This is a genomic window from Micromonospora sp. NPDC049799 (assembly GCF_040656655.1).
Lineage (GTDB): Bacteria > Actinomycetota > Actinomycetes > Mycobacteriales > Micromonosporaceae > Micromonospora.
This window is the reverse complement of sequence record NZ_JBFAMU010000011.1, coordinates 18,452-34,267: the sequence shown is the minus strand read 5'-3', so window position 1 is coordinate 34,267 and position 15,816 is coordinate 18,452. Positions and strand designations below refer to the sequence as shown.

Genomic DNA, 15,816 nt, shown 5'->3' with positions numbered 1-15,816 from the left:
GTTTACCAGGAGGACGACGAACGGTTCTGGGTGGGCGTCGAGCTGACCCGCTCGGCCCCGGCACCGGCCCCGACCCGGACGACTACTGGCGACGGCCCGACCCGGCCCGCGACGGGCCCGCCGTTCCGCCCGGCGACGAGGAGGGCGAAGCGGGCTACGCAGGTCCCCCGCCCACCACGCCGCCCCCGGCCGACTGGCGACCGCCGGTGCACGTGCAACCCCCACCGCCCCGGCGGCTGCCGGCACAGGACATGGCCGAGCTGGACCTGGCCGAGCAGCGCGCCCAGCGCCTCACCCAGGGGATCGGGGTGGGCGTGGCGGTGGTGGTGGTGATCCTCGTCTGCCTGCTCTGTTCCCGGCTCGTCTTCTGAGGGCCGGGGGTCCGTCAGAGGGTGTTGCCCCAGACCGCCTCGGCGCCCGAGTGCCCGGTGAGGTAGACGTACACGAGGCTGGCGGCGGCCAGCGCGACCACCACCACCGACAGGGCCGGGGTCAGCCAGAACGGCAGCTTCGGCACCCGGGGGTGCCCGCTGGTCACCACGAGCAGCGCCACGGCCGCGACGCCGAGCGGCAGGGTGTAGCGGAAGAGCAGGTCGCCGTAGCGGGAGTGCTCGAAGATCTGGTCCACGATCGGCCCCTGCAGGCCGCGGGCCACGAAGACGTCGGTCAGCCGCTCGCCGGACTCCACCGCGAACCAGGCGGTCGGCGGCGCGACCACCGCCGCGCCGAGCACCGCCCAGTCCAGGCGGGACCGGAACCGGGGCAACGCCACGTACGCGACGGACAGCAGGGCCAGCAGCGGCACGAACACGACGACCGCATGCACCACCAGCACGTGCGCCGGTAGACCCAGGATCTGCTCGAACATCGATACCTCCGGCGGTACGCGGTCGCGGGCTGCCAGCGTACGGTGCGCGGGCTGGCCCGCCCAGGGCTCTCACCGGGTCACACGCACCGCACCAGGGTCCGGTTCACCCCGTCGCGTGCACGTATCGGCTGTGGCCGGGGCCACCTGCGCGAGCACGTCGGTTGTCGGCCCCGGATCCGCGTGCTGTCATTGGCGCATGTCCACCGGGGAGGACCTGCTCCGGTCGCGTGGCCTGCGGGTCACCCGACCGCGCCTCGCCGTGCTCGACGTGCTGGCCGCCGGCGGGCACCTCGAGGTGGACGAGATCACCCGGCGGGTCCGCGAGCGCCTCGACTCCGTCTCCACCCAGGCGGTGTACGACGTGCTCGGCGCGCTGTCCCGGGCCGGGCTCTCCCGGCGGATCGAGCCGGCCGGCAGCCCCGCCCGGTACGAGGCGCGGGCCGGCGACAACCACCACCACGTGGTGTGCCGGGGCTGCGGCGAGATCGCCGACATCGACTGCGCGGTCGGCAGCGCCCCCTGCCTCGACCCGCACACCGCCCACGGCTTCCAGGTGGACGAGGCGGAAGTGACCTTCTGGGGCCTCTGCCCCAGCTGCCAGGCCCGTCGCGCCGCCGACGACTGACCCGCTCGGCCCCGTGCGCGCCGCCGCGCCGTGGCACTCTTGGTCGGTGGACTCCGATGACCTCGGCCTCTTCGGTCCGGGATCGGTCACGTGGAAGGTGCACGAGGAGCCGATCCTGATCGTCGCCGGCCTGCGCTCGCTCTACCTCCAGGCCCTGCACCCCCGCGCGATGGCCGGGGTGGCCCAGAACAGCAACTACCGCACCGACGCCTGGGGGCGCCTCGTTCGCACCGCCACCTACGTCGGGACCACCATCTACGGCACCACCGCCGAGGCGGAGGCGGCCGGGGCCCGGCTGCGCCGGCTGCACGCCCGACTGCGGGCCACCGACCCGTTCACCGGGGAGGAGTTCCGCGTCGACGACCCCGACCTGCTGCGCTGGGTGCACGTCACCGAGATCGAGTCGTTCCTCGACACCGCACGCCGGGCGGGGCTGTCCCTGACCGACGACGAGGTCGACGGCTACTACACCGAGCAGCGGCGGGCCGCCGCCCTGGTCGGCCTGGACCCGGAGACCGTGCCGGGCAGCGCCGCCGAGGTGGCGGACTACTACCGGCGGGTCCGCCCCGAGCTGCGGATGACCCGCGAGGCGGCGGAGACGGCACTCTTCCTCACCGCTCCCCCGCTGCCGTGGAAGCTGAGCCTCCCCGCCCGCATCGGGCTCAACCTGGGCCCGCCCCGTTGGGCGTACCTGGGCATCGCCGGCACCGCGTTCGCGCTGCAGCCCGGCTGGGCCCGGCGGATGTACGGCGGCCTCGGCCTGCCCACCACCGCGCTCTCCGCCGACCTGACCGTACGCACGCTCCGGTTGGCGCTCGCCACCCTGCCGCGCCGTTGGCGGGAGGGCCCCATGCAGATCGCGGCGAAGGAACGCGCCGCCCGACTGGCGCCCGCCCCGGTCACCGGCTGACCCGACTCAGGCCGGGGTCTCCCGGACCTCGGCCGGGCGGTCGACGGCGGCCCAGGGGTCCTTGCCCGGCGTCTGGGCGCCCACCGGACAGGTGCGCCGGTAGTCGCACCAGCCGCAGCGCGGCCCGGGTGCGGTCGGAAAGGCCTCGTCGGCGTCGGCGCCCCCGGCGACCGCCTTCTCGGCGGCCATGATGTCCCGGGCGGTCTCCTCGGCCCGGTCGAGCTGCCGGGCCAGCGACTCCGGGGTGTGGTCGTGTGCGGCGACCGTGCCGCTGGGCAGGTGGTGCAGCTCGACCCGGCGGCACGGGCGGCGGAACGTCCGCTCCGCCGCGTACGCGTAGAGCGCCAACGCCTGGGAGCCCCGCGCGTCGTCGGCGTCCAACCCGGAGCGCCCGGTCTTGTAGTCAACGATGACCAGCTCGGGGCCGTCCGGCCCGGGACGGGAGTCGATCCGGTCGGTGCGGCCGTTGAACGCCAGCACACCGGTCTTCACCGCCACCACCCGCTCGACCCCCAACGGGTCGACGCCGGGCTCCAGCGTCTCGACGTACGCCTCCAGCCAGCCCAGGGCCCGCCGGTAGGCGGCACGCTCCTGCTCGTCGTCACGGTAGCCCTCGCGGACCCAGGTGCCCTTCAGGAGCGCGGCGAGCGCCTCGGGCCGGCGGCGGTCCGCGGGCAACGCATACCAGTTCTTCAGGGCGGTGTGCACGCTGGCGCCGAGTGAGTTGTGCGCCCAGGGCGGCCCCTTGGGCGGGGCCGGACGGTCCACGTAGGAGTAACGGTATCGCCGGGGGCAGTCTTCATAGGCCCCCAACTTGCTGGGTGTGCAGACGAACAGTCGCTCCGGCATGCCCTCGAAGCCGAGCTGCTCGGACTGCTCGTTCCGGGGTCGCGGTGCCCGCCCGCCGGTGGGGGCGGGTCGGCCGGAGGAGGAGGCTCGTCGCACGCCTGCGATCCTGCCACCCACCCCCGACAGCGTCCGCGGCGGCGCTCAGGTCATGTTCACGTACTGCGTCACGAACGCGGCGACCGCGTCGGCGATCAGCTGCACCGCGATGGCCGCCAGCAGGAGGCCGGCGATGCGGGTGAGCACCTCGATGCCGCCGGGCCGCAGGATCTTGACGATGCCGCCGGAGAAGCGCAGCACCACCCAGACCGCGACCATCACCGCGACGATCGCGGCGGCGATGGCGGTGACGTCGGCGGCACCGTCGGCCTGCTGCACGAACAGCATGGTGGCCACGATGGCGCCGGGACCGGCCAGCAGCGGCGTGCCGAGCGGCACCAGCGCGATGTTGGAGGTGACCTGCTGGCTGGGGTCGTCGGCCTTGCCGGTGAGCAGTTCCAGCGCGACGAGCACCAGCAGCAGTCCGCCGGCCGCCTGCAACGCGGGCAGGTCGACGTGCAGGTAGTCGAGCAGGGTCTGCCCGGCCACCGCGAAGATCACGATCACCCCGAGCGCCAACGCGACCGCCTGCCACGCCGCCCGGTTACGGTCGCGGGCCGGCAGCGGGCCGGTCAGCGCGAGGAAGATGGGCATCATGCCCGGCGGGTCGACGATCACCAGCAGGGTCACGAAAACCTCGCCGAAGAGCTTGAAATCCACGCGATCAACCTAGTCCTGCCGCCGAGAGGCGAAACGCGGATCAGCCGTAAGCGACACCGGTCACCCCGGAGGCCTCGGCCACGATCCGCTCGTACGCCTCCTCGGTCGTGGTGTGCGCGCCCAGCCGGACCGTCTTGTGCGTGCCGTGGAAGTCCGACGATCCGGTCACGACCAGGCCCAGCTCCCCGGCCAGGGCGCGGACGTGCGCCCGCTCGGCCGGCGAGTGGTCCTCGTGGTCGGCCTCCAGGCCGGCCAGGCCGACCGTCGCCAACTCGGCGATCAGCGCGTCCGGCACGATGCGTCCCCGTCGGGTGGCGCGCGGGTGGGCGAACACCGGCACGCCGCCGGCCGCCCGCACCAGCCGCACCGCGTGGAAGACGTCGATGTCCTCCTTCGGCAGCCGGTACCGCTCACCGAGCCAGTCCGGCCCGAACGCCTCGTTCGTGGTCGCGACCAGGCCGGCCCGGATGAGCGCCTGCGCGATGTGCGGCCGTCCCACGGTCCCGCCGGCGGCGCCGGCGAGGATCTCCGGCCAGCTCACGTCGATCCCGTCGGCCCGCAGCAGCGCCACGATCCGCTCGCCCCGTTCCTCCCGCGCGGCGCGCACCCGGGCCAGCTCGGCCACCAGCTCTGGGGCGTCCGGGTCGAAGAGGTACGCGAGCAGGTGCAGGGGCACCGCCGGTTCCGTGCCGAACCACCGGCAGGAGATCTCCGCGCCGCGGACCAGGCCGAGACCCGGTGGCAGCGCCCGCACGGCGGACGCCCAGCCAGCGGTGGTGTCGTGGTCGGTGAGCGCCAGCACGTCCAGCCCGGCCTCGGCCGCCGCCCGGACCAGCTCGGCGGGGGTGAGCGTGCCGTCGCTGGCGGTCGAGTGGGTGTGCAGGTCGATCCGCGAACTCATCGCCCGACGCTACCGGGCGGGCCGCGGCGTTCCCGTCAGGACCCGGCGTCCGTCACCGGCAGCGCGCGGTCTCCGGACGTCAGGCCGGCGACCGGGCTGGACGACACCTCGCGGCCGGCCACGACCGCGGCGGCCTCGACCTGGACCAGCATCCCGTCGGCAGTCACGTGGAGCGCCGTGTCCGACGTCCACGCCACGTCGCTGACGACCGGGGGCCCGGCCGGGCGGCCGGTCGGGGTGGCGGCGGCGAGGTCCACCAGCAGCGCGGTGTCCCGGCCGTTCACCAGCAGCCAGCGCCCGTCCGGTGAGACCCCGCCGCGGCCGTCGCCGGTCAGCGCCGGGCCGCACGTGGTACGCGCGGGAGCCAGGTCCCGGGCGGGGTCGAGCAGCGCGAGGCAGGGCCGGCGGGGCGTACCGGCGGAGACCTGGGCCACGACCAGACCGTCGGGACCGGGGCCGTGGACATGGGTGGTGGTCCGGTCCGGCCCGACGGACACCTGCCCGGTCGGGGGATGCCACAGCGCGTGGCCGGGCCGCTCGGGGTGGAGGCGGATCAGCACCCGGTCACCGGCGAACCCGACCGGGAACGCGGCGTCCGGCGCGGCCCGGCGGACGACGGCGACGACCTTGTTGTTGAGGATCCCGCCCTCGCCCAGTTGCGTCCCCTCCCGCCAGGCCACCTGGCGGCCGTCCCCGCTGAGCACGATCTCGTCGGCACCGGAGAGCAGCACCTGCGGCGGGCCGGTGGGCCGGACGGCCCACAACGAGCGGCCGGCGGCCGTGGGACCACCGACCACCAGCCAGCCCTCGCTGTCACGGCTCCGCTGGACACGGTCGACGGGGCGCAGGCCGGCCAGCGTCAGCCGCCGTCCGTCGGCGGTGGCGAGCACGTCGCCCAGGACCAGGTCGACACCGACCGGCAGGTCGACCGCCGGCATGGAGGGAGCCACCGGCTGCGTCGTGGGCGGGCGGCTCGAGGCGTACGGGTCGCCGAGCACGACGACCGCCTCGTTCGGCATCCTCGGCTCTTTGCCGAGCTGGACCATTCCGGTGCTGACCGCCACCGTGGTCACTGCGGCCATGGCCACCCCGGCCAGGGTGCGCCGTCGCTGGGACCGCGCGGCCCGTCGGATGGCCACACCGGCCGGGTCGGCGGTGAGTCGGGGCGGGACGGCGACCCGACGCGCGAGCGTCTCCCGCAGCGCCTGCTCCAGCTCGTCCGGGCTCATGCTCCTTGAACGCGTCGGGGTGTCCGTGCGGTTGTCAGGAGGGCCCGCGGAACCGGTCACCGTCGCTCCCCGGTGGCCGCAGGCATCGCGGCGGCCCCGACGGGACGGTCGACCGTGGTCTTCCCACGTGTTCCGGCGTCGGCGACGACCGGTGCCGTCGGCACCTGCCCGACCGACGGTCCACCGGTCGCCTCCGGCGCACCGGGTCGGGTGTCGACGGCCGGTGCCGGGGCGACGGCGGGTGCGTTCGGCCGGGAGCGGCCGGGAGCGGACCGTCCGCGACCGGTGGTGACGGCTGTCCGCTCGCCGGCGCGGCGGTCACGCGGGGCGGGAGCCGTCGGCTCGACCGGCAGGTCGACCGTGGTGGCGTCGGCGCCCATCCGGCGGCGCAGCGTGGTCAGGGCCCGGGAGGTCTGGCTCTTCACCGTGCCGGGTGAGATGTCGAGCAGGGCGGCGGTCTGCGCCTCCGACATGTCCTCGTAGAAGCGGAGCACGAGCACCGCGCGCTGCCGCGCGGGCAGCGCGCTCAGGTGTCGCCAGAGCAGGTCCCGGTCGAGCTGCCGCTCGATCTCGTCGGCAGCCGCCCGCTCGGGCAGGACCTCGGTGGGCCGCTCACCGTGCCAGCGTCGGCGCCACCAGCTGGTCGACGTGTTGATCATGACCCGTCGGGCGTACGGCTCGACGGCCTCGATGCCGCCGAGCCGCCTCCAGGCCAGGTACGTCTTGGTCAGGGCGGTCTGCAACAGGTCCTCGGCGGTGGCCCAGTCCCCGGCCAGCAGGTACGCGGTCCGCAGGAGCGCGCCGGAGCGAGCCGCTACGAACTCGCGGAACTCTTCCTCCCGCGGGTCCCTGCTCTGCACCGTGCACCTCCACGACCTGCCCTTCCTGGCAGGCTGTCACGGAAGATGGTGCGCTGTTGATCCGATGTTCGGTCAGAAAGTTTCAGGCACCGTCGTCGGCCTTGGCCTCGTCCGCTTCCTTGCCCAGCCGCGCCTCGACCGCCTGCGGCTCGTACATCTCCTCGACGACGCGCAGGTAGAGCTCGTTCGGGTTGGGCAGGTTCTTGATCTCGCGGAGCGCCTGGTCCTGGCCGGCGGACTCCAGCACGAAGGTGCCGTAGTTGAGGGCGCGGCCGCTCGGGCTCTGCTCGTACTTCATGTCGGTGACCCGGGCCAGCGGCATCATGGCCACCTTCCGGGTCACGATGCCGTTGACGACCATCACCCGCTTGTTGGTGAGGATGAAGCGGTCGTACCACCAGTCGGCGACCTTCCAGGCCACCCAGCCCATCACGGCGAACCAGAGCAGCACCGCGATCGTGGTGAGCGCCCCGACGTCCTGACCGGCGAGGAAGCCGGAGAGGTAGCCGAGCACGAAGGTGGCGGCGATCCCGACGGTCAGCGGGACGGCGAGGTGCACCCAGTGCCGCTTCCACTCGCCCCGGTAGCGCTCGGTGGGAAAGAGGTAGCGCGCCACCAGGGAGCTGGGCTCGTCCTCCAGGGGGAGCACCCGGCGGGGCGCCCCGCCGGCGGCGTCGGCCCGCAGGCCCGCCAGCTCGTCCTCGGAGATCTGCGGCGCCTGGTAGCCGGCCTGCGGATCGCGAATCCAGGCGCGACCCGAGCGATCCTCACCCGGGTATCCGCGGGGATCGCCGTAGCCGACGTCGTCGGAGAACAGCGAGTCGTCGGGGGCACCCGGGCCGGGACGGGGGCCCGGCCCGTCGTCGGGCCCGACCCGCGGGATCGGCTCGGTGTCGCGTTCCCGGCGCTCCCGGTCGGGGTCGTCCGGGTCGAACGGTGGACCGGAGGGGCTTCCCATCGGCGGCTAGGCGACGAGACTGGTGAAGAAGTCGCCGAATCCCTGAGCGATGTCCATGATGCCGCCGCCCAGCGACTTGAACACGTCCGCCGCAGAGTTTGGCCGGTAGGCGACGAAGAAGATCAAGAATGCGATTCCGGCCCAGGTGAGGACCTTCTTGACCATGGCGGGCCATCCTCTCGCGCGGCGCCGGGTCCCATTACCGCAGCGGCACCCAGAGTATCAGTGTGATGTCGTACAGTGAATATCTGCTGCGTCCGTTCTCCGACATTCCGGCTCGGCTGTCAAGCCTTCCCGTGCAGATACGGAGATGGTGCGCCGTACACGAGCTCGGGTGGCGTCCACTCGGTGAGGTCGTGGAGCACCACGTCCTCGGCGAGCAGATGTCCCGCACTCGCCGGCCAGGCTATCGCATGCAGCCACATTCCCCGAGCCTCGCCGGCGTACGCGCTTCGATCCGCCGGGGAATTCACGAGCCACAGTGGAGTCGGGTGACCGCCCACCTTGATCCTGGCCTGGCCGACGTGCTCCGGGTGGCCCGGCCCGGGGTCGGTCAGGGCCTCGGCGAGCTCCGGTCCCGGGTCCGGGCCGACGATCCCCGCGAAGCGGGTGCCGAGCCCGACACCCGGCTCCTCGGCCACGAAGACCACGTCGGCGGGACCACCGCCGAGCGGCTCCGGCCCGGCGCAGGCGACCGCCGTGGCGCGGACGCCGGTGCGGTCGTCACCGACGTACGCCACGCCGGTGACGGTCCACCCGGGCGGCAACGGCCAGGGACACCAGAGCGGGACCACCGGTCGATCCGGCGGATCGGCGGCGGCGGTGATCCGGTCGACCACACTGGCCACGATCTCCGCTCCGATGTGCTCGGGCACGTGCAGCGGGGGCACCGGTCCGCAGTCGAGGCAGCGCGACTCGGAGTGCATCAGGTCCGGCGGACGGATCTGACCCCCACATCTCGGACAACTCACCGCGACACTCACCTTCCCACCGTCGCCCTCCTCCGCCCCGACGTCAAGCGGAGCGGCGGTTTCGACGCCGGTCGGGAAACCGGTCAGGCCGGCGGCGGGCCGGCGTACGCGCGGATCCAGGCGTGCATGGCGATGCCGCTCGCCACGCCGGCGTTGATCGAGCGGGTGGAGCCGTACTGGGCGATCGAGAAGAGCTCGTCGCACGCCGCACGGGCCGGTTCGGACAGACCCGGCCCCTCCTGGCCGAAGATCAGGACGCAGCGCCGGGGCAGGGTGGTGGTCTCCAGCGGCCGGGAGCCGGGCAGGTTGTCGATGCCGACCACCGGCAGGTCCGCGCCGGCCGCCCAGGCGACGAACTCATCGATCGTCTCGTGGTGACGGACGTGCTGGTAGCGGTCGGTCACCATCGCGCCCCGCCGGTTCCAGCGGCGCCGGCCGACGATGTGCACCTCGGCGGCGAGGAAGGCGTTGGCGTTGCGGACGACCGTGCCGATGTTGAAGTCGTGCTGCCAGTTCTCGATCGCCACGTGGAACCCGTGGCGCCGCCGGTCCAGGTCGGCCACCACCGCCTCGCGCCGCCAGTAGCGGTAACGGTCGACGACGTTGCGCCGGTCGCCCTCCGCGAGCAGCTCCGGGTCGAATCGCGGGTCGTCCGGCGGGTCACCCGGCCAGGGGCCCACGCCGACGTCGAGCTGGTCACCAGTCACGGTCTCCAGAGGGTACGGCCCACCGGCGGAGTTCCCCGGGCCGGGCCGGGCCCTTCCTTTCTCCTCAACGGAGGGCGAGGGCGGTGCCGAGCCGTTCCAGGAGACGGCGGTCGGCGGGGGCCATCGTGCCGTCCGGAACAGCCCGGCAGACGCGGGCCGCCACCGACTGCACCCACTGGCGGTACGCCGCGGAGTCGGCCGGGTCGGCGCGCCGGTGCAGGACCCGCACGGCGGTCCGACACGCGGCGAGCAGGTCCACCAGGTCGGTGAGCCGGCCGGCCGGTGGTGTCCCCTCGTCCCGGGCGTAGATGGCGGCGACGACGGCGCGGACCAGGTCGCTGTCGGAGGACCTCCCCGCCGCGACGGCGTCCAGTCCGGCCAGACCGGCGGCGACCGGACGCTCGGGGCGCCCCGGAGCGGGCGACACGGCGGCCACGAGGACCCGGCCGGGCAGGCTGGTCAGCAGGTCCCACTCGGCGGCGGAGTAGACGGCGGTGGTCGCCGGTGCGGCGCGGCGCCCGGCAGAGGACGGCTCTCCGGCGACGGAGTGGCTCATGGGGACCTCCGGCGCCAGCATATGCCGGGCATCTACGGAAATGGGCCCCTTCCCACCGGAAGGGGCCCACCGTCGTACGTCGGATTCAGCGCGGCTCGGGAAAGCTCGGCCGCTCGGGGTCGACGCCCTCGGGCACGGCCGCGGCCGCGTACTCCTTCTTGGGGACCATGACCTTGCGCCGGAAGACGCAGACCAGCGTGCCGTCCTGGTTGTAGCCGCGGGTCTCGACGGCGACCACACCCCGGTCGGGCTTCGAGGACGACTCCCGCTTGTCCAGCACCGTGGTCTCGCCATAGATGGTGTCACCGTGGAACGTCGGGGCGACGTGCCGCAGCGACTCGATCTCCAGATTGGCGATCGCCTTGCCGCTGACGTCCGGCACCGACATGCCGAGGAGCAGCGAGTAGATGTAGTTGCCGACCACCACGTTGCGCTTGAACTGGCTCGACGTCTCGGCGTAGTGCGCGTCCATGTGCAGCGGGTGGTGGTTCATGGTGAGCAGGCAGAAGAGGTGGTCGTCGTACTCGGTGACCGTCTTGCCCGGCCAGTGCCGGTAGACCGCGCCGACCTCGAACTCCTCGTAGTAGCGGCCGAACTGCATCCTTGTCCCCTTCGACGGGCGGCGATGGAGTTCGGCACAGCATGCCTTACCGCTGGTTAAGGAGAGCCCGGGGGCGCGCACCGTGGGGAAATGTCACACCGGCCACACCTGGGGGGAGACGCAATGAGCGGCGGGGCCCTCCCCGGCACCCGCCGCCCACGCTCTGATGGGAAAGATTCTGCACGAGTGGACACGCGGTGGACAGAGACCAGGATCACATTTATCCTTTTGTAACACTACTGTCGGTAACCATAAGTCCGGCCGACGGCGATCTCCGCAGCCCAAATAGCCGCTTGTCAAGGCGCAAGTTACCGATTCGCAGTCCGTACGGACGGTGATCTCCTTGGAAACGCTCCCATCACGTCCGGTCACGCAAATGCGACGTGCACTTGCGCTTCGCGGTTGCGCGGCCACCGACGACGGTCGATGGATGGCCGGCCATGTGCCAGGCTCGACCGGACGTTTCGGTCCAGGGTGGGCGGGAATTCCACGAGGTACGCCCTGGTTCCACCAGACGTAGCTATTCCGCGTGATCGGAGAGATTCGCATGGCAACCGTTGAGCTGACCACGGCAAACTTCGACGAGGTGACCGGCAGCGAGGGCATCGTGCTCGTCGACTTCTGGGCCGAGTGGTGCGGCCCATGCAAGCGGTTCGCCCCGGTCTACGAGCGATCCTCGGAGAAGCACCAGGACATCGTGTTCGGCAAGGTCGACACCGAGGCGCAGCAGGAACTGGGCGCGAAGTTCGACATCCGCTCGATCCCGACGATCATGGCCATCCGCGACGGCGTGATCGTCTTCGCCCAGCCGGGCGCCCTGCCCGAGTCCGCCCTGGAGAACCTCATCGAGCAGGTCCAGGCCCTCGACATGGACGACGTCCGCAAGAAGCTGTCCGAGCACAAGCACTGACGTGATTCCACGGCGGCCGGGCCCATCGGGCCCGGCCGCCGTGGTGTCCGGGGCCCGCCACTCGACGACAGAGGGCGCAACCCGGCGGGCGCACCTCCGCGGGATCCACTCCGGGCCCTGCTTCCCGTACCGTCACGAGTCGATGGACACCTTGACCCCCCGCGGTCGCGCCGCCCGGATCGCGGTCACCGCGCTCGGCCTGGCTCTGCTGCTGGCCGGCTCCGCCTGGGGAACCGACGACCACTTCCCGTTCGGTCCCTTCCGCATGTACTCGACCTCCAACCCGCCCGACTCCCCCGCTCCGGACACCCGGGTCGAGGGCGTCGACACCACCGGCGCGGTGGTCGACCTGGGCGAGCAGGCCACCGGCGTCCGCCGGGCCGAGATCGAGGGGCAGCAGGACCGCTACGCCGCCGACCCCTCGCTGCTCGCCGCGGTCGCCGACGCGTACGCCGAACGCCACGCAGGAGCCGCGGACCTGGTCGAGGTGCGCATCGTCATCCGCTGGCACGGCATCCACGGCGGGCGCCCCACCGGCCGCTGGACCGACGAGACCGTGGTCGCCTGGCGGGTGCCCCGGTGATCCGCTGGTTGACCGAGCCGGTGCCGCGCGGCCGGGTCGCCGCCTTCCGGACGCTCATCTACCTCTTCGTCGCCGCCGACCTCGCCGTCTTCACCCCGTGGGTACGCGACCGGGCCGCCGTGCCGGGCGACCTGTACCAGCCACTGCTGATCGGCCGGGTGCTGCCCCTGCCCACGCCCACCCCGGCGCTGGTCACCACCCTCTTCTGGGCACTGCTGCTGCTCGCCCTGCTCGCCGCGAGCGGTCGGGCACCCCGCCTGCTCGGCTGGTCGGTCTTCGCGCTCTACCTGGAGTGGATGATCGTCGCGATGAGCTACGGCAAGGTCGACCACGACCGCTTCGGTCTGCTCGTCGCCCTGGCCGTGCTACCGACCGCCGGCCGCGCCCGGCACGGCGACACCACTCGCACCGAGGCGGGTGGCTGGGCGCTGCGGGTCACCCAGACAGCGGTGATCTGCACCTACTTCCTGGCCGCCTGGGCCAAGCTGCGCTTCGGCGGACTGGACTGGCTGACCGGATCGGTGCTCGCCCGGGCGATCATCCGACGCGGCACCGAGCTGGCCGACGTGATCGCCTCCGTGCCGTACCTGCTGATCGTCGCCCAGTTCGGCATCGTCGCGTTCGAGGTGCTCAGCCCGGTGGTCTTCCTGCTGCGAAAGCGCTGGCAGCTGGCTACCGTGGGCTTCTTCTACTCCTTCCACCTGGTCACCATCGCCACCATCACCATCTCGTTCGCCCCGCACCTCGCGGCGATGGCGAGCTTCCTGCCGCTGGAACGGGTCCGTCCGGTCGTCTGGGCGCGCCGGTTGGCCGCCCGCCGGAGCATCGACGGTGTGGCCGGCGGCGCCGCGACAGCGGAACGGGGCAGCAGGGTGGGCTGGCCCGGACCTCGCCGGAGCACCGAGGACGAGGTGCCGGCCCGTCAGGACCCGGTGGTCGAGCGACCGGCGGGCCCGTAGAGGCGCTCCCGCGCCTCCCGGGGCAGGGAACACGCGGCCGTGCCGCCGGGGAGCCGATGCCGGTTGCGGGCGACCCAGCGGTACGCGGGCCAGGCTGCGGCGCGTACCGGCGGGAACCGCAGGCCGGTGCCGGCCACCCGCCAGAGCGGACCGCTGTCGCGGAGCAGCCGGGCGATCGCGTCCGGGCCGGCCGCGCGGGAGCCGTCTGCGCCCACCCACTGCACCGCCTCCTCGCACTGCGATTCGGTCAGGCCGAGCGCGTCGAGGTCGGCGAACTGCCAGGGCACCACCCGGGCTCCGGTGGGGACGCGCCGCTCGATGAACTCGGCACAGCGGGTGCAGAACGCGCAGTCCCCGTCGTAGACGAACGTCGACTTCTCCATGCCTCTCATCCTGCACCCGGCCCTTGCCGACCCGGCACGACGGTGGGGGGAAACACGCCAGCCGGCTTGCGCACTTATCGCACACGTGTTCGAATGATGGCCATGCGCTGGGACAACCTCTCCGCTCCCCCGGACGAGGGGCCTCCCGACGGGTCGGCGCCAGCGACTCCACCCCTGCCGCTGGCGCTGCCCGGCGCGGTCGTCCGCACCTTCGACACGCCCGGCTTCGCCGGGATGACCTTCTACGAGGTGCAGGCCAAGTCGATCATCAACAGGGTGCCCGGCGCGTCCCAGGTGCCCTTCGAGTGGACGATCAACCCGTACCGGGGCTGTTCGCATGCCTGCACCTACTGCCTGGCCGGAGAGACCCCGATCCTCCTGGCGGACGGCCGCACCAAGCCGATCCGCGATCTGGAAATCGGCGATCGGATCTACGGCACCGAACGGCAGGGTGCCTACCGCCGGTACGTCGTCACCACGGTGCTCGACAAGTGGTCGACGGTGAAGCCTGCCTACCGGGTGACCATGGAGGACGGCACGACACTGGTCGCGAGCGGCGACCACCGCTTCCTCTCGGAGCGGGGCTGGAAGTACGTCACCGGAGCGATGAACGGCGTTGGTCAGCGGCCATACCTGACCACGAAGAACCGCCTGCTCGGCACCGGCCAGTTCGCGGACGGGCCGAAGGAGACCGACGACTACCGTCGGGGCTACCTCTGCGGAATGATCCGCGGTGACGCCAACCTCGGCACGTACACCTATCCCCGAGGCGTCATCCATCGGTTCCGGCTGGCGCTGGCGGACGAAGCTGGATTGCATCGCGCACAGCGATTCCTCACCGCCGCGGGAGTCGCGACCCGACTCTTCTCCTTCGCCCAGGCAAGCGCATCGAGACGCGCGATCTCCGCCATCCGAACCTCCAAACGGCGGGACATCGAGGCTATCCAGGCCCTCGTTGCGTGGCCGCCGGAACCGAGCGTCGACTGGCGCAAGGGCTACCTCGCGGGGATCTTCGACGCCGAGGGCAGCTGCAGCCGGGGCATTCTCCGGATCTCCAACAGCGATGACGAAATCCTGGAACGTGCGTCGGAGGCACTTGACCACTTCGGCTTCCGAGCCGTGCTGGACGATCCCGGCCGGGCAGACCGTGTGCGGCAGATTCGACTGACCGGCGGGCTGCCCGAGCGCCTGCGTTTCTTCCATCTGACCGACCCGGCCATTACCCGGAAACGGTCGATCGAGGGAACCGCACTGAAATGCCGGACGGCGCTGCGAGTGGTCAGAATCGAGCCGCTCCACCTCGACCTGCCGCTCTGGGACATCACCACCGGCACGGGCGACTTCATCGCGGACGGCGTGGTCAGCCACAACTGCTTCGCGAGGAGCACTCACACCTATCTGGACCTCGACGCGGGCGCGGACTTCGACCGCAAGGTGATCGTCAAGGTCAACGCGGGCGAGCTGGTCCGCCGGGAGCTGGCCGCACCCCGCTGGCGAGGGGCCCACATCGCGATGGGCACCAACGTCGACTGCTACCAGCGGGCCGAGGGGCGCTACCGGCTCATGCCGCAGATCATCGCCGCGCTGCGGGACTTCGCGAACCCGTTCTCGATCCTCACCAAGGGCACCCTGATCCTGCGGGACCTGCCGCTGCTGCGACAGGCCGCCGAGGTGACCCGCGTCGGGCTGTCGTACTCGGTGGGTTTCGTCGACGAGCGGCTGTGGCGTGCTGCCGAACCGGGAACGCCGAGTCCCCGCCGTCGCCTCGACGCGGTGCGCACCCTGACCGACGCGGGGTTCGAGGTGGGCGTGCTGATGGCGCCGATCCTGCCCGGCCTCAGCGACGACGACGAGTCGATCGACGCCACGGTCGCCGCTATCGCCGCCGCCGGGGCGGCCAGCGTCACGCCGATGGCTCTGCACCTGCGTCCTGGTGCCCGGGAGTGGTACGCGCACTGGATCGGCCGGGAGTTCCCCCACCTGGTGCCCCGCTACCGCGAGCTGTACCGGGCGGGAGCGTACGCGCCGCAGTCGTACCAGCGGGAGCTGACCGCACGGGTGCGGATCGCGGCCCGGCGACACGGCCTGCACCGGGGCGAGCACGGCGAGAACCGCCGCCTCCCCGAGCCGACACCCCCGCCACCCGCCGCCGAGCAGTTGAGCCTGCTGTAGCAATCCACGGCTACGCTG

The 15,816-nt window shown here is 72.5% G+C and carries 20 protein-coding genes; 7 read left to right on the top strand and 13 right to left on the bottom strand.

Annotation, left to right across the window (positions count from 1 at the left end; genetic code table 11):
* The first annotated feature begins 26 nt into the window (after positions 1-26).
* Positions 27-371, top strand: coding sequence for a hypothetical protein (locus AB0I76_RS02525; RefSeq protein WP_357028842.1), 345 nt, complete (start codon positions 27-29; stop codon positions 369-371).
* Between the two features lie 14 nt (positions 372-385).
* Here the strand turns inward: AB0I76_RS02525 and AB0I76_RS02520 are convergent, their stop codons facing one another.
* Positions 386-868 (bottom strand): hypothetical protein, encoded by a 483-nt coding sequence (locus AB0I76_RS02520; protein WP_357028839.1) that lies wholly within the window; start codon positions 866-868, stop codon positions 386-388.
* Positions 869-1,064: 196 nt separating this feature from the next.
* Here AB0I76_RS02520 and AB0I76_RS02515 point away from each other — a divergent pair, with 196 nt between their 5' ends.
* Positions 1,065-1,493 (top strand): Fur family transcriptional regulator, encoded by a 429-nt coding sequence (locus AB0I76_RS02515; RefSeq protein WP_357028836.1) that lies wholly within the window; start codon positions 1,065-1,067, stop codon positions 1,491-1,493.
* A gap of 46 nt (positions 1,494-1,539) precedes the next feature.
* On the top strand, positions 1,540-2,403 hold the full coding sequence (locus tag AB0I76_RS02510) for an oxygenase MpaB family protein (RefSeq protein ID WP_357028833.1): 864 nt from the start codon (positions 1,540-1,542) through the stop codon (positions 2,401-2,403).
* 6 nt (positions 2,404-2,409) lie between these two features.
* On the opposite strand, the gene AB0I76_RS02505 is transcribed toward AB0I76_RS02510, so the two are convergent.
* The 11 genes from AB0I76_RS02505 to AB0I76_RS02455 form a co-directional block, all read right to left on the bottom strand.
* Positions 2,410-3,348, bottom strand: coding sequence for a PD-(D/E)XK nuclease family protein (locus tag AB0I76_RS02505; RefSeq protein WP_357028830.1), 939 nt, complete (start codon positions 3,346-3,348; stop codon positions 2,410-2,412).
* A gap of 45 nt (positions 3,349-3,393) precedes the next feature.
* Entirely contained in the window at positions 3,394-4,008 is a 615-nt protein-coding gene (locus AB0I76_RS02500) for a MarC family protein (protein WP_357028827.1), read from the bottom strand.
* 40 nt (positions 4,009-4,048) lie between these two features.
* On the bottom strand, positions 4,049-4,909 hold the full coding sequence (locus AB0I76_RS02495; protein WP_357028825.1) for a PHP domain-containing protein: 861 nt from the start codon (positions 4,907-4,909) through the stop codon (positions 4,049-4,051).
* A gap of 35 nt (positions 4,910-4,944) precedes the next feature.
* Positions 4,945-6,138: a hypothetical protein gene (locus tag AB0I76_RS02490; RefSeq protein WP_357028822.1), complete on the bottom strand. Its 1,194-nt coding sequence runs from the start codon at positions 6,136-6,138 to the stop codon at positions 4,945-4,947.
* A 56-nt stretch (positions 6,139-6,194) separates the two neighbouring features.
* Entirely contained in the window at positions 6,195-6,998 is an 804-nt protein-coding gene (locus AB0I76_RS02485) for a SigE family RNA polymerase sigma factor (RefSeq protein WP_357028819.1), read from the bottom strand.
* Positions 6,999-7,080: 82 nt separating this feature from the next.
* Positions 7,081-7,956, bottom strand: coding sequence for a PH domain-containing protein (locus AB0I76_RS02480; RefSeq protein WP_357028816.1), 876 nt, complete (start codon positions 7,954-7,956; stop codon positions 7,081-7,083).
* A gap of 6 nt (positions 7,957-7,962) precedes the next feature.
* Positions 7,963-8,121, bottom strand: coding sequence for a hypothetical protein (locus tag AB0I76_RS02475; RefSeq protein WP_007455302.1), 159 nt, complete (start codon positions 8,119-8,121; stop codon positions 7,963-7,965).
* Between the two features lie 119 nt (positions 8,122-8,240).
* Complete coding sequence (locus tag AB0I76_RS02470; protein ID WP_357028813.1) at positions 8,241-8,927, bottom strand: DUF6758 family protein; 687 nt, start codon at positions 8,925-8,927, stop codon at positions 8,241-8,243.
* An 83-nt stretch (positions 8,928-9,010) separates the two neighbouring features.
* Entirely contained in the window at positions 9,011-9,634 is a 624-nt protein-coding gene (locus tag AB0I76_RS02465; RefSeq protein ID WP_357028810.1) for an RNA methyltransferase, read from the bottom strand.
* A 64-nt stretch (positions 9,635-9,698) separates the two neighbouring features.
* Positions 9,699-10,211 carry a hypothetical protein gene (locus AB0I76_RS02460; RefSeq protein WP_357028807.1) on the bottom strand — a complete coding sequence of 171 codons (513 nt, stop codon included), beginning with the start codon at positions 10,209-10,211 and terminating at the stop codon, positions 9,699-9,701.
* 64 nt (positions 10,212-10,275) lie between these two features.
* The gene (locus AB0I76_RS02455; RefSeq protein ID WP_155329015.1) at positions 10,276-10,791 is read right to left on the bottom strand and encodes a MaoC family dehydratase; all 516 of its coding nucleotides are present in this window, start codon (positions 10,789-10,791) and stop codon (positions 10,276-10,278) included.
* A gap of 547 nt (positions 10,792-11,338) precedes the next feature.
* On the opposite strand from AB0I76_RS02455, the gene trxA reads away from it, so the two are divergent.
* The 3 genes from trxA (at position 11,339) to AB0I76_RS02440 (ending at position 13,243) form a co-directional block, all read left to right on the top strand.
* Entirely contained in the window at positions 11,339-11,701 is a 363-nt protein-coding gene (gene trxA / locus AB0I76_RS02450; RefSeq protein ID WP_357028804.1) for a thioredoxin, read from the top strand.
* A gap of 142 nt (positions 11,702-11,843) precedes the next feature.
* The gene (locus AB0I76_RS02445; protein WP_357028801.1) at positions 11,844-12,284 is read left to right on the top strand and encodes a hypothetical protein; all 441 of its coding nucleotides are present in this window, start codon (positions 11,844-11,846) and stop codon (positions 12,282-12,284) included.
* Entirely contained in the window at positions 12,281-13,243 is a 963-nt protein-coding gene (locus AB0I76_RS02440; RefSeq protein ID WP_357028798.1) for an MFS transporter permease, read from the top strand. Before AB0I76_RS02445 ends, AB0I76_RS02440 begins: the two co-directional genes overlap by 4 nt.
* On the opposite strand, the gene AB0I76_RS02435 is transcribed toward AB0I76_RS02440, so the two are convergent.
* Positions 13,207-13,626: a DUF393 domain-containing protein gene (locus AB0I76_RS02435; RefSeq protein ID WP_357028795.1), complete on the bottom strand. Its 420-nt coding sequence runs from the start codon at positions 13,624-13,626 to the stop codon at positions 13,207-13,209. The two genes, AB0I76_RS02440 and AB0I76_RS02435, sit on opposite strands and share 37 nt — an antisense overlap.
* Before the next feature lie 93 nt (positions 13,627-13,719).
* Here AB0I76_RS02435 and AB0I76_RS02430 point away from each other — a divergent pair, with 93 nt between their 5' ends.
* Entirely contained in the window at positions 13,720-15,798 is a 2,079-nt protein-coding gene (locus AB0I76_RS02430) for an intein-containing Rv2578c family radical SAM protein (protein WP_357028792.1), read from the top strand.
* The last annotated feature ends 18 nt before the right edge of the window (positions 15,799-15,816 follow it).

Coding starts and splice junctions, on each gene's coding strand:
- AB0I76_RS02455 (WP_155329015.1), bottom strand. CDS start 10,791: ATGCAGTTCGGCCGCTACTACGAGGAGTTCGAGGTCGGCGCGGTCTAC.
- AB0I76_RS02495 (WP_357028825.1), bottom strand. CDS start 4,909: ATGAGTTCGCGGATCGACCTGCACACCCACTCGACCGCCAGCGACGGC.
- AB0I76_RS02520 (WP_357028839.1), bottom strand. CDS start 868: ATGTTCGAGCAGATCCTGGGTCTACCGGCGCACGTGCTGGTGGTGCAT.
- AB0I76_RS02460 (WP_357028807.1), bottom strand. CDS start 10,211: ATGCTGGCGCCGGAGGTCCCCATGAGCCACTCCGTCGCCGGAGAGCCG.
- AB0I76_RS02480 (WP_357028816.1), bottom strand. CDS start 7,956: ATGGGAAGCCCCTCCGGTCCACCGTTCGACCCGGACGACCCCGACCGG.
- AB0I76_RS02430 (WP_357028792.1), top strand. CDS start 13,720: ATGATGGCCATGCGCTGGGACAACCTCTCCGCTCCCCCGGACGAGGGG.
- AB0I76_RS02445 (WP_357028801.1), top strand. CDS start 11,844: ATGGACACCTTGACCCCCCGCGGTCGCGCCGCCCGGATCGCGGTCACC.
- AB0I76_RS02475 (WP_007455302.1), bottom strand. CDS start 8,121: ATGGTCAAGAAGGTCCTCACCTGGGCCGGAATCGCATTCTTGATCTTC.
- AB0I76_RS02435 (WP_357028795.1), bottom strand. CDS start 13,626: ATGGAGAAGTCGACGTTCGTCTACGACGGGGACTGCGCGTTCTGCACC.
- AB0I76_RS02490 (WP_357028822.1), bottom strand. CDS start 6,138: ATGAGCCCGGACGAGCTGGAGCAGGCGCTGCGGGAGACGCTCGCGCGT.
- trxA (WP_357028804.1), top strand. CDS start 11,339: ATGGCAACCGTTGAGCTGACCACGGCAAACTTCGACGAGGTGACCGGC.
- AB0I76_RS02515 (WP_357028836.1), top strand. CDS start 1,065: ATGTCCACCGGGGAGGACCTGCTCCGGTCGCGTGGCCTGCGGGTCACC.